At 38.4% G+C, this 17,916-nt stretch carries 18 protein-coding genes and 1 tRNA gene; 15 read left to right on the top strand and 4 right to left on the bottom strand.

Features of this window, described 5'->3' with window-relative positions:
- The first annotated feature begins 2 nt into the window (after positions 1-2).
- The 5 genes from MOZ64_RS08815 to MOZ64_RS08835 all read left to right on the top strand — a co-directional run bounded on the left by MOZ64_RS08815 (position 3) and on the right by MOZ64_RS08835 (position 2,144).
- Positions 3-215, top strand: a complete 213-nt coding sequence (locus tag MOZ64_RS08815; RefSeq protein WP_320326195.1) for a holin — start codon at positions 3-5, stop codon at positions 213-215.
- Complete coding sequence (locus MOZ64_RS08820; protein WP_320326196.1) at positions 202-519, top strand: hypothetical protein; 318 nt, start codon at positions 202-204, stop codon at positions 517-519. Before MOZ64_RS08815 ends, MOZ64_RS08820 begins: the two co-directional genes overlap by 14 nt.
- A gap of 98 nt (positions 520-617) precedes the next feature.
- Entirely contained in the window at positions 618-1,457 is an 840-nt protein-coding gene (locus MOZ64_RS08825) for a peptidoglycan recognition protein family protein (RefSeq protein ID WP_320326197.1), read from the top strand.
- Complete coding sequence (locus MOZ64_RS08830; protein WP_320326198.1) at positions 1,458-1,727, top strand: hypothetical protein; 270 nt, start codon at positions 1,458-1,460, stop codon at positions 1,725-1,727.
- Positions 1,728-1,739: 12 nt separating this feature from the next.
- Positions 1,740-2,144 (top strand): hypothetical protein, encoded by a 405-nt coding sequence (locus MOZ64_RS08835; protein ID WP_320326199.1) that lies wholly within the window; start codon positions 1,740-1,742, stop codon positions 2,142-2,144.
- A gap of 512 nt (positions 2,145-2,656) precedes the next feature.
- On the opposite strand, the gene MOZ64_RS08840 is transcribed toward MOZ64_RS08835, so the two are convergent.
- Positions 2,657-3,055: a hypothetical protein gene (locus MOZ64_RS08840; RefSeq protein WP_320326200.1), complete on the bottom strand. Its 399-nt coding sequence runs from the start codon at positions 3,053-3,055 to the stop codon at positions 2,657-2,659.
- Between the two features lie 19 nt (positions 3,056-3,074).
- Entirely contained in the window at positions 3,075-3,698 is a 624-nt protein-coding gene (locus MOZ64_RS08845) for a helix-turn-helix transcriptional regulator (protein WP_320326201.1), read from the bottom strand.
- Positions 3,699-4,207: 509 nt separating this feature from the next.
- Between MOZ64_RS08845 and proC the strand changes: the two genes are divergently transcribed.
- The 4 genes from proC to MOZ64_RS08865 are packed head-to-tail and all read left to right on the top strand — an operon-like array spanning position 4,208 to position 8,679.
- Complete coding sequence (gene proC / locus MOZ64_RS08850) at positions 4,208-5,002, top strand: pyrroline-5-carboxylate reductase (RefSeq protein WP_320326202.1); 795 nt, start codon at positions 4,208-4,210, stop codon at positions 5,000-5,002.
- Between the two features lie 2 nt (positions 5,003-5,004).
- Positions 5,005-6,159, top strand: a complete 1,155-nt coding sequence (locus MOZ64_RS08855; RefSeq protein WP_320326203.1) for an O-antigen ligase family protein — start codon at positions 5,005-5,007, stop codon at positions 6,157-6,159.
- A 29-nt stretch (positions 6,160-6,188) separates the two neighbouring features.
- Complete coding sequence (locus MOZ64_RS08860; protein WP_320326204.1) at positions 6,189-7,361, top strand: M23 family metallopeptidase; 1,173 nt, start codon at positions 6,189-6,191, stop codon at positions 7,359-7,361.
- 10 nt (positions 7,362-7,371) lie between these two features.
- Complete coding sequence (locus MOZ64_RS08865; protein WP_320326205.1) at positions 7,372-8,679, top strand: RsmB/NOP family class I SAM-dependent RNA methyltransferase; 1,308 nt, start codon at positions 7,372-7,374, stop codon at positions 8,677-8,679.
- A 2-nt stretch (positions 8,680-8,681) separates the two neighbouring features.
- On the opposite strand, the gene MOZ64_RS08870 is transcribed toward MOZ64_RS08865, so the two are convergent.
- Positions 8,682-9,632, bottom strand: coding sequence for an alpha-hydroxy-acid oxidizing protein (locus tag MOZ64_RS08870; protein WP_320326206.1), 951 nt, complete (start codon positions 9,630-9,632; stop codon positions 8,682-8,684).
- A gap of 88 nt (positions 9,633-9,720) precedes the next feature.
- Positions 9,721-10,908, bottom strand: coding sequence for an FprA family A-type flavoprotein (locus tag MOZ64_RS08875; protein ID WP_320326207.1), 1,188 nt, complete (start codon positions 10,906-10,908; stop codon positions 9,721-9,723).
- A gap of 173 nt (positions 10,909-11,081) precedes the next feature.
- Here MOZ64_RS08875 and MOZ64_RS08880 point away from each other — a divergent pair, with 173 nt between their 5' ends.
- From MOZ64_RS08880 to MOZ64_RS08905, 6 genes are all read left to right on the top strand, one after another.
- Positions 11,082-13,661 (top strand): ATP-dependent Clp protease ATP-binding subunit, encoded by a 2,580-nt coding sequence (locus MOZ64_RS08880; protein WP_320326208.1) that lies wholly within the window; start codon positions 11,082-11,084, stop codon positions 13,659-13,661.
- A gap of 57 nt (positions 13,662-13,718) precedes the next feature.
- On the top strand, positions 13,719-14,447 hold the full coding sequence (locus tag MOZ64_RS08885; RefSeq protein WP_320326209.1) for an NAD-dependent protein deacylase: 729 nt from the start codon (positions 13,719-13,721) through the stop codon (positions 14,445-14,447).
- A 46-nt stretch (positions 14,448-14,493) separates the two neighbouring features.
- A tRNA-Ser gene (locus MOZ64_RS08890) sits at positions 14,494-14,582 on the top strand.
- Positions 14,583-14,676: 94 nt separating this feature from the next.
- Entirely contained in the window at positions 14,677-15,438 is a 762-nt protein-coding gene (locus MOZ64_RS08895) for an RICIN domain-containing protein (protein WP_320326210.1), read from the top strand.
- 10 nt (positions 15,439-15,448) lie between these two features.
- Positions 15,449-16,126, top strand: coding sequence for a 2-phosphosulfolactate phosphatase (locus MOZ64_RS08900; protein WP_320326211.1), 678 nt, complete (start codon positions 15,449-15,451; stop codon positions 16,124-16,126).
- A 256-nt stretch (positions 16,127-16,382) separates the two neighbouring features.
- A complete protein-coding gene (locus MOZ64_RS08905; RefSeq protein WP_320326212.1) occupies positions 16,383-17,636 on the top strand; it encodes a hypothetical protein in 1,254 nt (417 codons plus the stop codon).
- Positions 17,637-17,916: the final 280 nt, after the last annotated feature.

The raw sequence follows: 17,916 nt of genomic DNA on the forward strand, positions 1-17,916 counted from the left end.
CCATGAATCAATTACAATCAAAAAAATGGTGGGATGCGGCACTGATCCGTGCCGTAAAGACAGTATGCCAAACCGCGGTCGGTACCATCGGAGCTAGTACCATGATCGAGTCAGTCGACTGGAAAGTGGTGCTATCCGCAAGCCTTTTGGCCGGACTGGTATCACTTCTTACTAGTCTTGGCGGCTTACCTGAGGTGTCTGATGGTAACGCCTAAGGACGGCATGACCTTTGAATTCCTGTTTTCTTTGGCCGCCTTCGCGGTCCTGATCGTCAATGTGGTGGTCATGATCAAGAACAATTCAAAGTCAGATGCCGAAGGTGTGGTCAAGGCAAATCTGAAATTAGATGCGCTATGTCGCGATTCGAGCGAGACAAGACTGGATCTCAAAAGCATGAAATCAGACATTGAAAAGATGACCAAGAAACAGATGGAGCATGACTTCCGCCTTGAGAAAATTGAAGAAGACCTAGACAGTGCATGCTGTCGAATCACAAAACTGGAAGAGAAAGAAGGGTAATAACATGGCAGAAAAAGATACATTTGAAACTCTAAGCAACGAAGCAAAAGAAGAATTATCGAACGGTAAAGAAGAAGAAAAGAAAGAAGGAAAGTAGTATGCATAGCTCACTAACAAATAAAATCATCCTATCCCCAAATCACAGCGGTCAACGTGTATGTAAGGTATCCAAGATTACCATCCATCACATGGCCGGTAATCTAAGCATCGAGCAGTGCGGTGCGGTCTTCCAAAATACTGCACGTCAAGCATCAAGCAACTATGGCATTGGCTCAGACGGTCGTGTCGGCTGCTACGTAGATGAAAACTGTCGAGCATGGACAAGCTCATCCAACTGGAACGACCAACGCGCTATCACCATCGAAGTAGCCGATAGCAACCTATCTACCTGGAGCATCTCAAACGCAGCATATACTAAGCTGATCGAGCTATGTGCCGATATCTGCCGACGCTACGGCATCACACCAAGCTATGACGGTACGCCTAATGAAAGCTTCACAGAGCATCGTATGTATGCCGCTACCTCGTGCCCAGGGCCTTGGATCCATGCCCGTATGCCGCAGATCGTGAAAGACGTCAAAGCCATGATGGCCGGGTCAAAGCCAACGACAAACAAAGTGCAAGGTAACTTGCCTGATCAGATCTTGACAGTTGGAAGCAAGGTCCGCTCTATTGGCATGCTTGTGGAAAAAGTTGATGTGGCCAATCAGATGGTCTATAACTCCGTGGCCGGCGGTTGGATCCCGTCAAAAGACGTTGACGAAGTAGACGCTCGTGACGGCAAGAAAGACCAGATCCTTAATGTTGGATCGGGGTTTGCTTTTCCGCATGAGATGACCGTTGGAAAAGTAGACGTGCCTAGTGATTCAGTATATATCAACGAGCTTGGTTACTGGCTCAAGGCTCGTTGCTTGACCGAGACCAAGGAAGGTCAGTAGATGGCACTCCACTATCGCAAGAAGCCGATCGTGATCGAAGCGATGCAGTTGACTTTTAAAAACCGTGACAAGATCATCGAATTTGGCGAAGGCAATTTAACGTTAGTTTGGAGAGATGGCTACCTGGAAGGTGGCTATGTCAATACATTAGAAGGAGTGATTTACGCAACTTATGGTGATTACATCATTAAAGGCGTAGACGGTGAATTTTATCCATGTAAACCGTCAGTGTTTGAAAAGACTTACGAACTTGTGGAAGATTTGTTCTAGGAGGTAGAAGAAATGATTATCAGTGGATTTGCAGGAATTGGAAAAAGTACATTAGCAAAAAAGAGTTATGAAGTGATAGATTTAGAATCTTCTATATTTAAAAAAGATTGGGAATTATACTCTGAAACTGCTAAATACTTGGATGAACAAGGATACGATGTATTAATTTCTGCACACAAAGAAATTAGAACCAAACTACATGATAAAGGCATTAAATATACTTTTGTTCTTCCATCAAACACTGAGAAGTCAAAAAACGAATATCTAGATAGATATCGTTTACGTGGTAATACTGACAGTTTTATCTACAACATGATGGAAAATTGGAACAGTTACCACGAAATTCTACCTTGGGAGAATGATGTGGTCACATTAAGAGATGGAGATTATTTAGCAGATTGGTATTATTCTATTTAATTCTTATACTAGTGTTTTTGACGGTTTCTAAAAACCGCATTGTTGGACAAACAACTATTTTCTATCGAGTAAAAAAAGGGATGGCCTTAGCGGTCATCCCGATTTTTTTGTTTTCTTCATGTAGGCAATTATGTAGGCATATGTAGGCAAACGTATGAATTTCAAAATCCAAATTTTTATGTTATAATTTAATTGTAATATCGCTTTGTCTAGAAAAAGGATGTAAATTGACCTCGGGTCGGAAGAAAGCCTATGCCAAATTTTGACATAGGTTTTTTCTATGTTACAATCCAATTGCGATATTAGTTTGTAATAGCCAATTATAATTGGCTTTTTTTAGTGCTTTATTTTGCTAAATTTGGCACTAGCATTATTCTTAGTGTTATTTTTTTAAAAATATGGCACTAAGGCATCTGAAAGCTAAAAAAATAGAGAGAAGACACAGGTGTCCTCTCTCCGGAAAAAGATTAAACTTTTTTGTTCCTAATTATTATTATAACAGATTTACTCATTTAATCAACTAAACAATCGATGGTATAGTATTCACTTTCACTGCCATCATAGAATCCGCCCATTTCTAACGAGTCGTTATTAAAGAATGACCATTTGAATCCATCTATGAATTCTTCATTCTTCAAACAAGATAATGCCAATTCGTTAAAATTGGAATATCTTGTTTTTTTCTTGTCCGAATACGACCCAAGTTGATCCAATCTTGTATGATTATTACAAATATATATTGGATCAAATTGATTGATATAAACTTTTATATTTATCATCAACCAATTTCTTTCGGCTTCATACCATGCATTGATTCCGCCAAAGCATGGTGCCTCTGGACCATATTTAATAAGCTGCTGGCTTAGCGCTTCCCAGCTTAATTCTTTTTCTATCATTTCGCCCTTTTCCATGATCTTTCCTCCATATTTTTTAGAATTGATACAACCGTTTGTATAAATCGTCAACGGTTGTATTCATTGCATTTGCCAATTTGACAGCATTGGCAACCGACATCTTTGAAAAGTCAGTTTTTCCATTGACCAAATCGCGAACCGTTTGGTCTGGCACCCCGGACATTTTTGAAAGGCTTGCCGTCGTGTGCGGCCAAAGATCCGCAAATTTAAGATTCCGATGGATACTCATCAAGTAGCAAAGTGAAGCGTAATTAAAATATGCGTCTTTTGCTTTTCGGAAGCCTTTGATCTTCTTTTTATTTACGAATTCAAGGGCTTCTCCATCGATAGGCATATACTCTCCAGTATCAATTTGATACAATGTATAAGTGCCATCGGCTTCTTCCAATCGAACGTGGTACTCTTTGTAAGCGTCTTCAACACTTTTAGAGCGAACCAGTTCATTTAATTTGGTACGTTGATTCGTCCAGTAGTCAACGGTATTCTTTTCATATTTACCGTTGATCAGCAATCCAGATTGTAAATCCTTAATTGCATCGCGGAAAGCTTTATCCAGCCATTCGTAATCATGAATGGCTTGGGTCATATCATGAAACATTTCGCTTGGATTGTAATTTTGTAAGAATTGTTCGTTTTTCATATTATTTTCCTCCGGGGCTTTTTTAAGCACCTTTCTTTCTACGTCTATAATATATCACGGTATACCGGGACACGCAAGAGTGAATTACACTTTTTTTTCAAAAATTTATCTCTCTTTTTTATATCTCATTTTATATCTTAAAAAATTGCAAAGATATGAATATATATTATGTATTGTGTTGGATATTGCCTTAAATAAAGCTATATTCATGCGTATATTCCTTTTTGTCGTCTCTTCTCTTCGGCACCATTCGTATATCATGAGCCCTTTTTACAAGGGCTTTTTTATTTTGACTATATTCGCAACAGATTACTGTTTATGGGAAATCTCACTCTGCTAGTTTGGTTATGGTGAATGTTTTATAAATAGACAGATATTTTTGGGGCGATTCTTTGAGCTTGGAGCGGATCTGAAATTCTTGTTTGGTAGGACTTCCTTCGTCTTTTTATGAGAATTCATGCTTTTCGTTTTCAGTCTATGTTAAGATACCAACATAAGGAAGTGACAATATGAAAATTGGATTTATTGGTTGTGGCAATATGGCCCAAGCGATGATAAAGGGAATCATTGCTGCAAAATGGATACAAAACGAAGATATTCTTGTATCAAATCATACATCAAAAAAATTGGAAAACGTAAAAGAATTATATGGAGTGCGTACGACGATGGATAATTGTGTCGTGGCTGGAAACAGTGATATTTTGGTTTTATGTGTAAAGCCAAAAGTATATTCGATGATCATTGAAGAAATTCGTCGAGTCGTTAAGCCAGAAACATTGATTGTCAGTATCGCACCAGGAATTTGTTTACATCAATTGGAAACGCAATTTGAGCGGGTGCACAAGATCGTACGTTGTATGCCAAATACACCCGCTATGGTCAATGAAGGTTGTACCGCCTATGTGATGAATACGCATTGTGATCAAGCAGATCAACAAATGATCGAAAAATTACTTTCTTGTTTTGGCATTGCTTCTTGTGTAGATGAAGATTTGATGGATGCCGTAACCGGTCTATCGGGTTCTTCTCCAGCTTTTGTCTATATGTTTATTGAAGCATTAGCGGATGGCGCCGTTCATGAAGGGATGCCTCGGGCAATGGCCTATCAATTTGCAGCGCAAACCGTTTTAGGCTCTGCCAAAATGGTTCTTGCTTCAGGTAATCATCCAGGTGTTTGTAAAGATCAAGTATGTTCTCCAGCTGGTACGACGATTGAAGGGGTTCGTACTTTGGAAGCTAATGGATTCCGATCGAGTGTGATGGAAGCGGTCATTGCGGCAAGTCGAAAATCAAGAGGAGAATAGAAATGCAAACGATTCGTAATGATTTGCACGCTTTTTCTATCCATGATTGGATCATCTTGGCGATGGTTACCAGTATATTCCTTCCTCATTCGCTTTTTTTGGTTGTATTAACGCTATTGGACGTATATATATTATGGAATGATAAGATGATCCCCACACTTATGGAACATCAAACGGGAAAAAAGTATATTTATTTATTCTTGTTCCTATCGGGAATCATCAGTTTGATCAATGTCAATGGGTATGGTTTGACGATCACGTTGGGCTTTTTGGGATTGTTTTCATTCATTGGATATTATCAAGGGCATATTCATGAAAAATTATTTATGTATGTGATTGAGTGGACCATTATTTGTTCTTTGATCAATGGAATCTATGCTTTGGTGCAATTTGCCCAAATATCTCATGCGGGTGGATATTCTTTTTTTGCTTTTCATATTTTTAATAGTCCCAAACGAAGGATCATGACAACGTTTCAAAATGCAAATATCTATGCTTTGATGTTGGATATGGTATTGGCATGCATTTTATATCGGTTTCTGCAAACCCGAAAAATCTCTTTGAAAATATGGTATGTGATCATTGCTTTGTTTCAATTTGGTTTAGTTTTATTGACGGGATGTCGATCGGCATTGGTCCCTTTGGTTCTTGTAATCCCGATTTTATTGATTTGCTTTGGACAAAAAATCATATTGAGCATGTATTGTATTTGTTTGGCTGGTTTATTGGCATTGGTCATCCAAATGCCTACATTGATTCCTCGATTCAATGATACGAGTACCATCACGAGTCGTTTTACAATCTGGTCATATGCATGGGAAGGTATCAAACAACGTCCTTTGTTTGGTCGGGGACCATGGACTTTTCATTTATTGCATCCGATTTATAAGAACCACATTGGATCCCATGCACATAATATATATATTGATCTCATTTTATCACATGGAATTATTGGTACGGGCATCTTAGCTGGATATGTTGGTGTACAATTTCAAAATATTAGAAAATTATATACATCTAGTCGGCCTTTATTTGGTTTGATCTTGGCACTAACCAGTATTATTGCTATTATGGGTCTGGTTGACGGGACGATCGAGCCATTGAAGACCATGATGTTTTTTATGATGATCATAACAAGTTATTCTATGAAAAAATAATAGGAAGACAGACAGGAAAGGAGTCGTACATGATACGGAAGATTTTTGTCTGTCTTTTTTTGATTCCATTTACCATTGGTGCCACGATCGATCATGAATCGAAGGTTACCTATTATGAAAAAGTGGTTCATGTAGTATCTAAAGCACAAGCTTCTACAGTTTCTAAAGAGATACGTGATGTATGGATTGAATTGCAAGATGAAAATAAGGAATGTGTTCAGCTACAAAAAAAATTGAAGCAACAAAATAAAGGTTTAGATAAACGAGCTTCAAAATTGCAAAAAGAAATTATCCTAGCGCAACAAAGAAATACCATATCGGTGACAGGGTTTCGCACGTATTTACGATTTCGCAAGGCCGAGCAGGATATATCATGCATGAAACAAAAACACCAAAAAATCATGTTGCAGATGAAAAGAAACCGATTGCGCATCCGCAAGATCAAGAAACAGAGAGAGAAGTATGATTCTTGGATATCGCGTTTAAACCGATGTCAGGCTCAATTGGCTAGGCGTTTTCAAAATGAATTTCAAGACATGAAGGAAGAAGGAACACCTCATTGGGAACAAACGATTCCGGGTGATCATGATCTTCCCGCTTATGGCTTTGTAACGAGTGAAAAACAGACTACCAATTATGCTTGTCCATTGGATGAAACACTGTATGTTGACGGCTACAGCCAAGGTTGGATTCCATTTATTCAAAATGGTACAATAAGCGCAGGTACGTGGTCCTATCCCCATGGTGGACTTCATTTAGGGTTGGATGTTGCCGCTCCTTTATATAGTCCTATTCGGGCTGGTGCCAATGGACTTGTGCTCTATGCCGATGCTTGTGTACCAACCAATTGTGGCTATTTAGGTAATTACTGTGGTTGGCCTTATGGAGGAGGCAACACCATATGTATGTTGATGGCGGTAAATGATCAACTCTATGCAGTCAGCTTGAATCATTTGTCCAATCAAATATATGTGGTGGCTGGGCAACAAGTCCATCAAGGCGATATCATCGCGAAATCAGGAAATAGTGGAAATTCGACGGGACCGCACACACATATTGAGCTTTTTCGATTAAATATTTCCGTGCAAGAAGCGGTTCAACGATTTCGCCAAGGAGCTGATTTTGCGTGGGGCTGTGGATGGGATCAACCAGCGACTTGTTCCGATATTGCCTGTCGAATTCGCCCAGAAACTGTATTTTGAGGAGATTATTATGAATCCTGACTTTTTAAATCGTATTCAATCTTATATACCCAACGAAATGGAAGCCTTTCTATCTTCTTTAGAACGCCCCATGTATCGTGGATTACGAATCAATCCAAAAAAATGGCAAGATGCACAAATTTCTTTCCCAAAGACCCCCTTTTCGAATGATGAATATTATGTGAATGAGGCTTTAGGAAATCATCCCTATCATTTGGCGGGATTGTTTTATTTGCAGGAACCAAGTGCATCGAGTGCTGTGGAAATTTTAGATGTTCAACCCGATGATGTGGTTTTAGATCTATGTGCAGCACCCGGGGGTAAAAGTACGCAAATAGCTGCAAAATTAGATACAGGTTTTTTAGTGGCCAATGAATTTGATAAAAAACGAGCACAAATTTTATTGTCCAATATGGAACGCATGGGAGTGGATTCCATGATGGTCTTGAATAATGAGCCATCGCAACTTGTTTCCAAATATGCGCATTGTTTTGATCGAATCTTAGTAGATGCTCCATGTAGTGGAGAAGGTATGATGAAAAAACATGATGCAGCGATGAATCATTGGTCGGTTGAGCATATCCAATTTTGTGCAAAGCGACAAAAACAAATTCTCGAAAGTGCCTATCAATTGTTAAAGGGAAATGGATTCATGGTGTATTCGACGTGTACCTATGCCAAAGAAGAAAATGAAGATGTGATGCAATGGTTCCTCGATACATATCCAGATATGGAATTGGTCGATCCAAATGTTTCTTTTGGACGACCTGGATTTATGAAGAATACGATACGTATTTTTCCAATGGATAAAGGGGAAGGGCATTTTGTTGCCAAACTACATAAAAAAGGGGGCCCCGTCAAAAGGTTACCTGTTCAAAAATCAATAGCGATTGATTCAATCACAAAAACTTTTTTCATGGATCAATTGGGCTTTATTCCAAAATACCATGATCAGCAAGACGATAAAATATATGTTATGGATCAATCGTTTATTCAAACCAAGGGATTGCATTGTTTACGGCAAGGAATCTTTGCAGGAGAGCGTATAAAAAAACGATTTGAACCCGCTCATGCTTTTTATATGAATGCGAAATGGATCCATGTCTATAAGCAGAAAACAAATCTTTCTTTGGATGAAGTGGATGCTTTTATGCATGGTCTAGAAATTGAGCATCCAAGCCAAAAAGGATATATTGCGGTTTGTGTGGATGGATATCCATTTGGCTTTGGAAAAAGTGATGGGAAACATATAAAAAATAAGATTCCAAAAGGCTTGCGATTGCTCCCTAATTCACATATTAATCGATGTTGTTTGTGATACTACTTCATGTAATGAATGACGCTAGGATCAAAAGATGAGGTGTTTGCAATACTTGTATATAACATGAGTTGTTTCAGTTCCTCATTCATATGTTGGATTTTGGAGACGACCCCTTTAGAACCATCTTTTAATAACGGTTTTAGGATGCTTCTTCCCACACTAAGGGCATCAGCACCTAGGGCTAGCGCTTTATAAGCATCATAGCCACTATCCATACCACAATCTACAAATATTTTTACATTTGTTTTCTGCAAGGCTTTTTTGATGTTTGGTAAAAGCGCGAGTGGTGGTATGCCATAGGGAATGCGTCCATGATGATGAGAGACAACAATGGCTGCGCAACCAGCATTTGCAGCTATACAGGCATCTTGCACACTTAATACACCTTTGGCGATGAAGGGGATGCCTGCTTCTTGGACATAAGCCTTCAAATCCGCTTGAAAGATGGGGCCTAAGGGAATACCATCCACAATATCAAAGTTTCCATCTTTGCCGGCAATATGATCGATATCTATGCCTACAGCAATAGCCCCCTGCGATTTCGCAAATTGTATTTCGGACCGAATGCGATGATGATCGGCAAAGGGCTTGATGATACGAATGGATCCGGGTGCATATTTTGCGATGTTTTCATATTCCTCATCACTTTCCATGCCTACCCAATTTACGATGTTTAGAATGGTGGCTGCTTTGGCGTATTCTTCCATGGGTTGACGATCTTGTATGCCTGCTTTATTTAAGTGAGAAAAAGCAGGCATCATTATCGGACTGTCGTATAACTTTCCGAATATTTCTGTATGTAAATCGGGTATTCTGGCATCGATAACGCGCATTTCAACCATCAATCGATCCAAATAGTGGCGATTGATTTGATTGGCATCATCGGCTCGGCCACTTGTCACTGGAATTAAACCAGGTGGGCCTGGCCACTTTGTTTTGGTTTCGTTCATCCATGTTCTCCTTTTTTGTTTATTATGGCAGAATCCAGTCCTGAAAAAAAGTAGCATGTTCCTTTTGAAAGATGCTACTTGATTGGATCTATAATTCTTTTGCGATTTCTTGTGCAATATTGTAGTAATTTTCTAGATCGGTTGTATCTGGACTAAATACATGGGATATCGCATCGTGTACACTTTCTAATCCAGCGTCCGTTAAGGCTTGATCAATTTGAGAAGGTACTTTTGGGAACCAACCAAAGGCACCAAAGCCTAATCCTTTTTTACCTTTTAATTTAGCCGCACGAAGGTGAGTTAAGAATGCACCAACACTATAAGAAATATCGTTATTATATGTGCCTGAACCAACACAAATCAATTTGGCATCCACGATTTCTTTAAAAATGATCGTCGATTTCGTATCCGCTAATGGATAGATTTTTACATCCATGCCGGCATCGCCAAATCCTTCGGCTAATGCTTCTGCCATTTGTTGGGTATGCTTCCATACCGATTGATACACAATGACCACTTTATTGGATGGTTTTAAATGTGCAAAGTCTCCATAAGCGGTTAGAATATCAGGTACATATTGTTTCCAGATGATACCATGTGCTGGCATGATGGTTTCAATTTCTAAATGTAAATTGTTGATAAAGTTGAGCTTAGCATTGACTTGCGCAGTATAAGGAAGCACGATATTTGCGAAGTATTCCTTGGCTTTATCAAGACAGAAGGATCGATCTAAGTTTTCATCGGTCAATTGATAATTGACAATGTGTTGGCCGAAAGCATCATTAGAGAAGACGGTTTTTAGTTCAGGACAATAGGTCAACATATTATCTGGCCAGTGGATCATTTGCATTTCAACAAATTGGAAATGATAGTTTCCCGTTGTCATGGTGTCGTTTGTTTTCAATGCTTCAATTTCAAAGTCGATTGGAAATTGGGCTTTGATATTGCGTACACCACCAACCGATGCATATACTTTGGCATTTGGATAAATTGCTTTGATTTCCAATAAGCCACCGGAATGATCGGGTTCTGCATGTTGCATGATGATATTATCAATAGGTCGATCACCTAATACAGATTGAATGCGTTCTAAACAATCTTGACTAAATTCTTCTTCGACCGTGTCAATTAGTGTAACTTGGTCATCCACGATCAAATAAGCATTATACGTACAACCTTCATCAATAGGATAGAGTTCACCGTGAAAATAACGATTGGTGATATCACGGGCGCCAACCCAGTATACTGAATCCATGAGCTGTTTTGCTTTTTTCATTTTTTAACCTCATTTCTTTACTTTTTTTAGTGTAGGCTTTTTTGTTTAAAATGTCCATAATGGGGATAGAAATAAAATATAAAAAATTAGCACTTTTATATTGACAGTGCTAACTATTGTGCTATACTACAATTAGCAGTTGGATAAGTAGAGCGCTAAAGGAGGTGTGCCCTATGGATTATGAACATATGTCAGAGAGATTACAGAAAGTATTGATGGATGCTGCGAATGATGCTCAATCCAAACAACATCCAAGCGTGGATACGATTGATTTATTAGCCGCTATTTTTAAAGATGATATTCTAGATGGCTTGTTTGAGCGTGTCGGTATCGATAAAAATAGAGCGTTAGAAATCATCGGTGAAGAAGAAGGTCATATTGCGTCAAGTCCGACACAGAATCTTAATTTTTCAACGACGGTTCAAAGATCTTTGGACAAGGCTGAAAAATGGGCAAACGCACATGATGAGACCTATTTGTCGGTGGCGAGTGTTTGGCTAGCTTTGATGTTTAATGAATCGTATATTTCAAAACGATTAGTGCGTGAATTTCATTTGAATGAAAAGGCTTGTCAAGAAGCAGAACTGCAACGTCGAAATGGTAAAAAATATGATTCACCGAATGCCGAAGATAATGTCGAAGCTTTAAAGAAATATGGCCGTGATCTGGTACAAGAAGTTCGTGATGGAAAGATCGATCCTATTATTGGTCGTGATGATGAGATTCGTCGAGTGATGCAGATCTTGTCGCGTAAGACAAAAAATAATCCAGTTTTGATTGGTGAGCCGGGTGTAGGTAAGACCGCTGTTGTTGAAGGATTGGCTTGGCGTATCATGAAAGGGGACGTACCCGAATCTTTAAAAGATAAACGATTGATCGAATTGGATATGGGATCATTGATTGCAGGTGCTAAATATCGTGGCGAATTTGAGGAACGATTAAAATCCATTTTGGATGAAGTGAAAAAGAGCAATGGTCAGATCCTATTATTTATTGATGAGATTCACAATTTAGTAGGCGCTGGTAAAACAGAAGGTTCTATGGATGCAGCCAATTTGTTGAAACCCATGTTAGCACGTGGTGAGTTGCATTGTATTGGTGCGACAACATTTGATGAATATCGGAAATATATTGAAAAAGATGCGGCTTTGGAACGTCGTTTCCAACGTGTCATGGTACAAGAACCAAGTGTTCAAGATACCATTAGTATCTTACGTGGTTTGAAAGATCGTTTTGAAAGTTTCCATGGTGTTAAAATTAAAGATGAAGCATTGATCAGTGCAGCTACATTATCGGATCGTTATATTACCGATCGTTTCTTACCAGATAAAGCCATCGATTTAGTGGATGAGGCTTGTGCAACTTTGAAGGTAGAAATGGAAAGTATGCCACAAGAGTTGGATGAGTTAGAGCGTAAGATCTTACAGCTGCAAATTGAAAAGACATCACTGCAGAAAGAAACGGATAAAAAAGCCATCGAACGTCGTGATGAAATTGAAGAGGAATTGGGTCAATTGAAGGCGCAACGAGATGCTATGCGTTCAAAATGGGAAGATGAAAAAGAAGCCTTGGCCAATTCCCAAGAAGACAAAAAGGCGTTGGAAAAAGCTCGTTTGGATTTGCAACAAGCGCAAAACGATGCTCGTTATGAAGAGGCAGCTCGTCTTCAATATGGTGTCATTCCTGAATTAGAGAAAAAGATCCAAAAAGCCGATAATCTGAAAAAGGATGATAACGCATTGATCCAAGAAACGGTGGATGAAGAAATGATCGCAAAAATCGTTTCGAAATGGACGGGTGTTGAAGTCAGCCGTTTGGTCGAATCGGAACGTAAGAAATTGTTACGATTAAAGGATAATCTATCCAAACGTGTTGTTGGTCAGGACGAAGCGTTAGAGTTGGTTACGGATGCCATTTTGCGTAGTAAAGCGCAAATTCAAGATGAGAGTCGTCCAATTGGATCATTCATGTTCTTAGGTCCTACGGGTGTAGGTAAGACGGAAGTTGCCAAAGCTTTGGCGGAACAATTGTTTGATGATGAACGTCACATTGTCCGTATCGACATGTCTGAATATATGGAGAAGCACAGTGTCTCCCGTTTGATTGGTGCGCCTCCTGGATATGTGGGCTATGATGAAGGTGGACAATTAACGGAGGCTGTTCGTCGAAATCCATACAGTATTGTTTTATTTGATGAGATTGAAAAAGCCCATCCCGATGTATTCAATGTCTTGTTGCAAGTATTGGATGATGGTCGAATCACAGATTCCAAAGGTGTAACGGTAGACTTTAAGAATACGATCATTATTATGACAAGTAATTTGGGTAGTCAATATGCGTTTGAAAATATCAGCAATGAAGAGCGTCGAGATAAATATTTGAATGAAGTCAAACGTCATTTTAAACCAGAATTCATCAATCGTATTGATGAAATTGTGGTATTTAATGCTTTGGACGAAAGTGCTTTCATCCAGATTGCTCATAAATTTATGAATGAATTGTCTCATCGTTTATCCGAACGAGATATTCACTTAGAAGTAAGTGATGCTGTTTATCAACAAATTGCGAAAATGGGTGTCGATCCCGTATTTGGCGCTCGTCCAATGAAGCGATATATTCAACGACAAATTGAGACACAGATTGCGAAAAAGATCATTGAAACCGGTACGATCAAAGATGCGACCATTCAAGTTGATTATGTAGATGGTCAATATCAAATTGCGGTACAAGGTGTTTCAAAAATGACGGCGTAAACAAAACGTTTACGCCTTTTTAGCGTATAATATAAATAATGAAAAGGAAGTGTTTGTATGACAGATATTGAGCAATTGCATCAATGGATCGATGACTCAAATGATATTGTATTTTTTGGTGGTGCTGGTGTTTCAACCGAAAGTAATATTCCGGATTTTCGCAGTGATAATGGTTTATATAAAAAACAATATCGTTATCCAGCAGAACAGATGATCAGTCATTCTTTTTTTCTTTCCAATCCAGAAGAATTTTATGAATTTTATTTTAATCAAATGATTTTTCCAGATGCACAGCCAAATGCAGCCCATAAAGCCTTGGCCCAAGTGGAAAAAAGAGGAAAATTAAAGGCAGTCGTCACGCAGAATATTGATGGTTTACATCAAAAGGCGGGATCCAAAGTGGTGTATGAATTGCATGGATCGGTCTTAAAAAATACTTGTATGCATTGTCATGCTCATTATGATTTAGAGCAAACGATGGCTGCACGGGATGATAAGGGCATTCCTCGTTGCCCAAAGTGCGGTCATATCATCAAACCAGATGTTGTTTTATATGAAGAAGGATTGGATGAAAGAACAATCTATGCTGCGGTGGATGCCATTGAAAAGGCGGATCTACTGATTGTTGGGGGAACCAGTTTAGTGGTTTATCCGGCTGCTGGATTGATTCGTTATTTTCATGGCAAGCATTTGGTCTTAATTAATCGGGATGTTACACCAATGGATGATCAAGCGGATCTTGTTATTCATGATTCCATTGGCAAAATATTGTCGAATGTGATTTGATTCTGTTTGACATAGCCACTTTATTTGTGTAGAATAAAGTGGCTATGGAGCCGTATCGAAGTGGTCATAACGGGCCCGATTGGAATTCGGGTAGGCTTAACGGCCCCGAGGGTTCGAATCCCTCCGGCTCCGCCAGATTTGACAAATAAGCCGATTTTAAGGTATTATCATACACATGGAAACTGAATGGTCATCATTCAGTTTTTTTATGTATGGAAAGGATACCTTTATGAATACTAAAAATATACGAATGATCACATGGTTTGTGATGTGTTTCATCTGCTTTTTTTCGCAAGTTTCTATTGTTTCGGCAAAAGATGTTTTACCTTCTGGTTCCTATCAAATCAGTCATATTTCCAATGATGTATTGATGATGAATCAAAATATACAATTATCCACGCTTGATAATGGTAATTCGCAAAAATGGGATATCATCAATCGTGGAGATGGAACTTTCTTGATCAAAAATCAAGCGAGTCAACAAGTACTAACGTATACAAAGAAGAATGTGCAAATGAAAGAAGCGGATGATTCAAAGAAACAACAATGGATCATTGAAAAAGTCGATGGTCATTATCAAGTGACGAGTCAAGCCAATAAGAAATATACACTTGGAGTCAATGGTCAGACAGTATGTGCCATGAAAGCAGAAAAAGCGGAATGGAACATAGAAGCAACAACGACTTGGACGGGGCCGGTATTAAGTGCAAGTGCTGGTTCAATCGAAGGACCATCTGGAAAAGAAACATATTATAATTTAGATATGTCCGGGGTTGTGGCAAATTTAAAGGCTCATGGTGTACAAGGGGACTATTGGGAAAGAGCAGATGGTGCTAAAATGTATGGGGCATATGTGATGGTGGCAGCCCATTTAGGCATCCGACCCTATGGTACATTGATCCCAACTTCTTTAGGAATGGGCATTGTATGTGATACTGGATCGTTTGCACAAAACAATGCCACACAATTAGATGTTGCCACAAATTGGTAGGTGAAAAAATATGGAAATCAATATTTTAGAATGTATTGAAGGGGCAAAACAAGCCCAGGGATTAACAGTCATCATTGATGTATTTCGTGCGTTTAGTTTGGAGTGTTATTTGTTTCATCAAGGAGCCAAACGCATTATTCCCATTGGCAATCTAAATCAAGCTTTTGCCTTAAAAGCAGAACATCCCGATTGGTGTTTATTTGGTGAACGAAAAGGGGCAAAAGTGGATGGATGTGATTTTGGAAATTCGCCAAATGAGATTGCTCATCTTGATTTTTCAAATAAAACGATCATTCATACAACTTCAGCAGGAACACAGGGTATTGTGAATGCGAAGGGTGCGGATGAAATTGTAACGGCATCGTTGGTGAATGCCAAAGCAGTGGCAAGGTATATCCAGCAAAAGAATCCAGATCTTGTTTCGATTGTTGCGATGGGAAATCAAGGTGTTTGTCGTGCTGATGAAGATCTGTTATGTGCTCAGTATATTAAAGCATTGTTAGAAAGAAAAGAATTTAGGATCGATCAGGAAGTAGAAGCGTTGAAAAAGGGAGCGGGTGCTAAATTTTTTGATCCCACAAATCTTATTTTTCCCGAAGCTGATTTCGCATTGTGTACAAATGTTGATCATTTTGACTTTGTGATCCAAGTGACAAAAAATGGAAATCGAGCATACAGGATTCAATAAGGAAATCTTTGTTGACAAAAGAGTGACATTCTTGCATTTTCAAATAAAATAACATAAACTTTCTTGTAGATAGACATTGTTCTTTTTCGAATCATTTGCATGTGTGTGGCCGCAAAATTGAGGTCTATTTTTTATGTTGCTATGATAAAAAGTATGGGGAATCCTCGAATCTTAAAAAGTGATGAGTCTATGTTCATGCATGTGTATTTAAGGATTTATTTATGAATAAATCCTATATCATACAGTTGGAGGTTCTATGTGGAGATATCGTTGTAAATCGCATTTGATCAGTATGTTGATTGGCTTTGCGGTGGGGTGTTTGATTGCTTATATATCTGTCAATCAACATATGGATGTGTATATGTCTTTATATCCGAGTGAAGTCATTTCCTATATTCAAAAAAATCAACTATTTTTTTATGCGATGAGTGGATTGTCCATTGCCGGTATCGTTAATATTATTCGATTAATGGAACTTGTAGGTGAGAAATGGAATATTTCACCATTTATTATCATCATGTTAATGATATTTGTGCCTGAAGTATTTTTATATATTGGTATTGCATTAGTCATTCCTGTAGTGATCGTTTGCTTGGTTGGCATGATCCAACTCAAGCTTGGCAAGACGGGTGATTTTACTTCTGGGGTATTAACGCCCGATCAGGAATTGGTTCGTATGTATACATTGCGACATCCATTAAAAATGGAAGTCAAAGAATTAGCTGAAACTTGTCGAAAGACTTCACAAAAAATTCAGATGGTTTATACATTGGGATTGATTGCCGTAATTTGTGTGATTTTCTTAGTCAGCAATATTTGGATATTGATCATTGGCTTTTTGATTTTTTTGTTTTCTTTCAATATCCTATCACGTTACCGGGCTTCGAATATCGTACCTATTATTTCTTTGTTGTATGATCAATGTGATCCAGAATCATGTGCATCTGCTATCATCCTATTTTCAACAAGAGGAAAAAAGGTTCATTTACAGATGCATACCATATTAGCGCAATGTTTGATCTATATGGATGAGCCGGAACTTGCCCAAGATGTATTAACGCGATTTCCGAAAAAAGATAAAATGAGCATCATTCAATATTGGACATTGATGGCTTATATTTATTATTTATTAAAAGATGAGCATTCCATTGAGCGATGCAAAGAAGAATTGAAAAAAGCGACGCAACGAACAGCTTTTTCCAGTGTGATCACAACAAGCGACGAAATGGCTTCGATCCAGAATAAAATTGATTTGATGAATGGTGAATTAAATACTTGTCGAAAATATTATTTAAAAAAGCTACAAACTGCTCAAGTGACTTGCCAACAAGTAGATGCCAGTTATTATATTGGATTGATTTCATTTGTTGAAAAAGATTATCCATTGGCCGATGTATATTTTAAACGTGTTGTTGCCATGGGAAATAAGATGTGTTTTGTATCCAAGGCACAGGGATATTTAGAAAAATTATCAAAAATGAATATTGATCCAGCTGAAGAACAAGTGTAAAGAAAAGACCTACCTATTCTCACTATAGGGTAGGTCTTTTTGCATAAGATACAGAACAATATTTAATGTGATGGATGCCAACGATTCCGTAAAAGCAGTCATGTGACCAATACCAGTATAGGTCAGCAAACAAATAATAAAAGTTGTCCCAAGCTGATATGATCCCCTAAAAGTAGACAGTACAAATACACAAAATGTACTGCCCTGCTTTTGGGGGATTTTATTATGGGACGAAAAGCCAAATATACATTTGAACAAAAGCTACAAGCTGTATTGGATT

Source organism: Absicoccus intestinalis (genome assembly GCF_033971885.1).
In the GTDB taxonomy this organism is placed as follows: domain Bacteria; phylum Bacillota_I; class Bacilli_A; order Erysipelotrichales; family Erysipelotrichaceae; genus Absicoccus; species Absicoccus intestinalis.

Excerpts from the sequence above, each read along its gene's own strand:
- MOZ64_RS08815 (WP_320326195.1), top strand. The coding sequence starts at position 3 with ATGAATCAATTACAATCAAAAAAATGGTGGGATGCGGCACTGATCCGT.
- MOZ64_RS08820 (WP_320326196.1), top strand. The coding sequence starts at position 202 with ATGGTAACGCCTAAGGACGGCATGACCTTTGAATTCCTGTTTTCTTTG.
- MOZ64_RS08825 (WP_320326197.1), top strand. The coding sequence starts at position 618 with ATGCATAGCTCACTAACAAATAAAATCATCCTATCCCCAAATCACAGC.
- MOZ64_RS08830 (WP_320326198.1), top strand. The coding sequence starts at position 1,458 with ATGGCACTCCACTATCGCAAGAAGCCGATCGTGATCGAAGCGATGCAG.
- MOZ64_RS08835 (WP_320326199.1), top strand. The coding sequence starts at position 1,740 with ATGATTATCAGTGGATTTGCAGGAATTGGAAAAAGTACATTAGCAAAA.
- MOZ64_RS08840 (WP_320326200.1), bottom strand. The coding sequence starts at position 3,055 with ATGGAAAAGGGCGAAATGATAGAAAAAGAATTAAGCTGGGAAGCGCTA.
- MOZ64_RS08845 (WP_320326201.1), bottom strand. The coding sequence starts at position 3,698 with ATGAAAAACGAACAATTCTTACAAAATTACAATCCAAGCGAAATGTTT.
- proC (WP_320326202.1), top strand. The coding sequence starts at position 4,208 with ATGAAAATTGGATTTATTGGTTGTGGCAATATGGCCCAAGCGATGATA.
- MOZ64_RS08855 (WP_320326203.1), top strand. The coding sequence starts at position 5,005 with ATGCAAACGATTCGTAATGATTTGCACGCTTTTTCTATCCATGATTGG.
- MOZ64_RS08860 (WP_320326204.1), top strand. The coding sequence starts at position 6,189 with ATGATACGGAAGATTTTTGTCTGTCTTTTTTTGATTCCATTTACCATT.
- MOZ64_RS08865 (WP_320326205.1), top strand. The coding sequence starts at position 7,372 with ATGAATCCTGACTTTTTAAATCGTATTCAATCTTATATACCCAACGAA.
- MOZ64_RS08870 (WP_320326206.1), bottom strand. The coding sequence starts at position 9,632 with ATGAACGAAACCAAAACAAAGTGGCCAGGCCCACCTGGTTTAATTCCA.
- MOZ64_RS08875 (WP_320326207.1), bottom strand. The coding sequence starts at position 10,908 with ATGAAAAAAGCAAAACAGCTCATGGATTCAGTATACTGGGTTGGCGCC.
- MOZ64_RS08880 (WP_320326208.1), top strand. The coding sequence starts at position 11,082 with ATGGATTATGAACATATGTCAGAGAGATTACAGAAAGTATTGATGGAT.
- MOZ64_RS08885 (WP_320326209.1), top strand. The coding sequence starts at position 13,719 with ATGACAGATATTGAGCAATTGCATCAATGGATCGATGACTCAAATGAT.
- MOZ64_RS08895 (WP_320326210.1), top strand. The coding sequence starts at position 14,677 with ATGAATACTAAAAATATACGAATGATCACATGGTTTGTGATGTGTTTC.
- MOZ64_RS08900 (WP_320326211.1), top strand. The coding sequence starts at position 15,449 with ATGGAAATCAATATTTTAGAATGTATTGAAGGGGCAAAACAAGCCCAG.
- MOZ64_RS08905 (WP_320326212.1), top strand. The coding sequence starts at position 16,383 with ATGTGGAGATATCGTTGTAAATCGCATTTGATCAGTATGTTGATTGGC.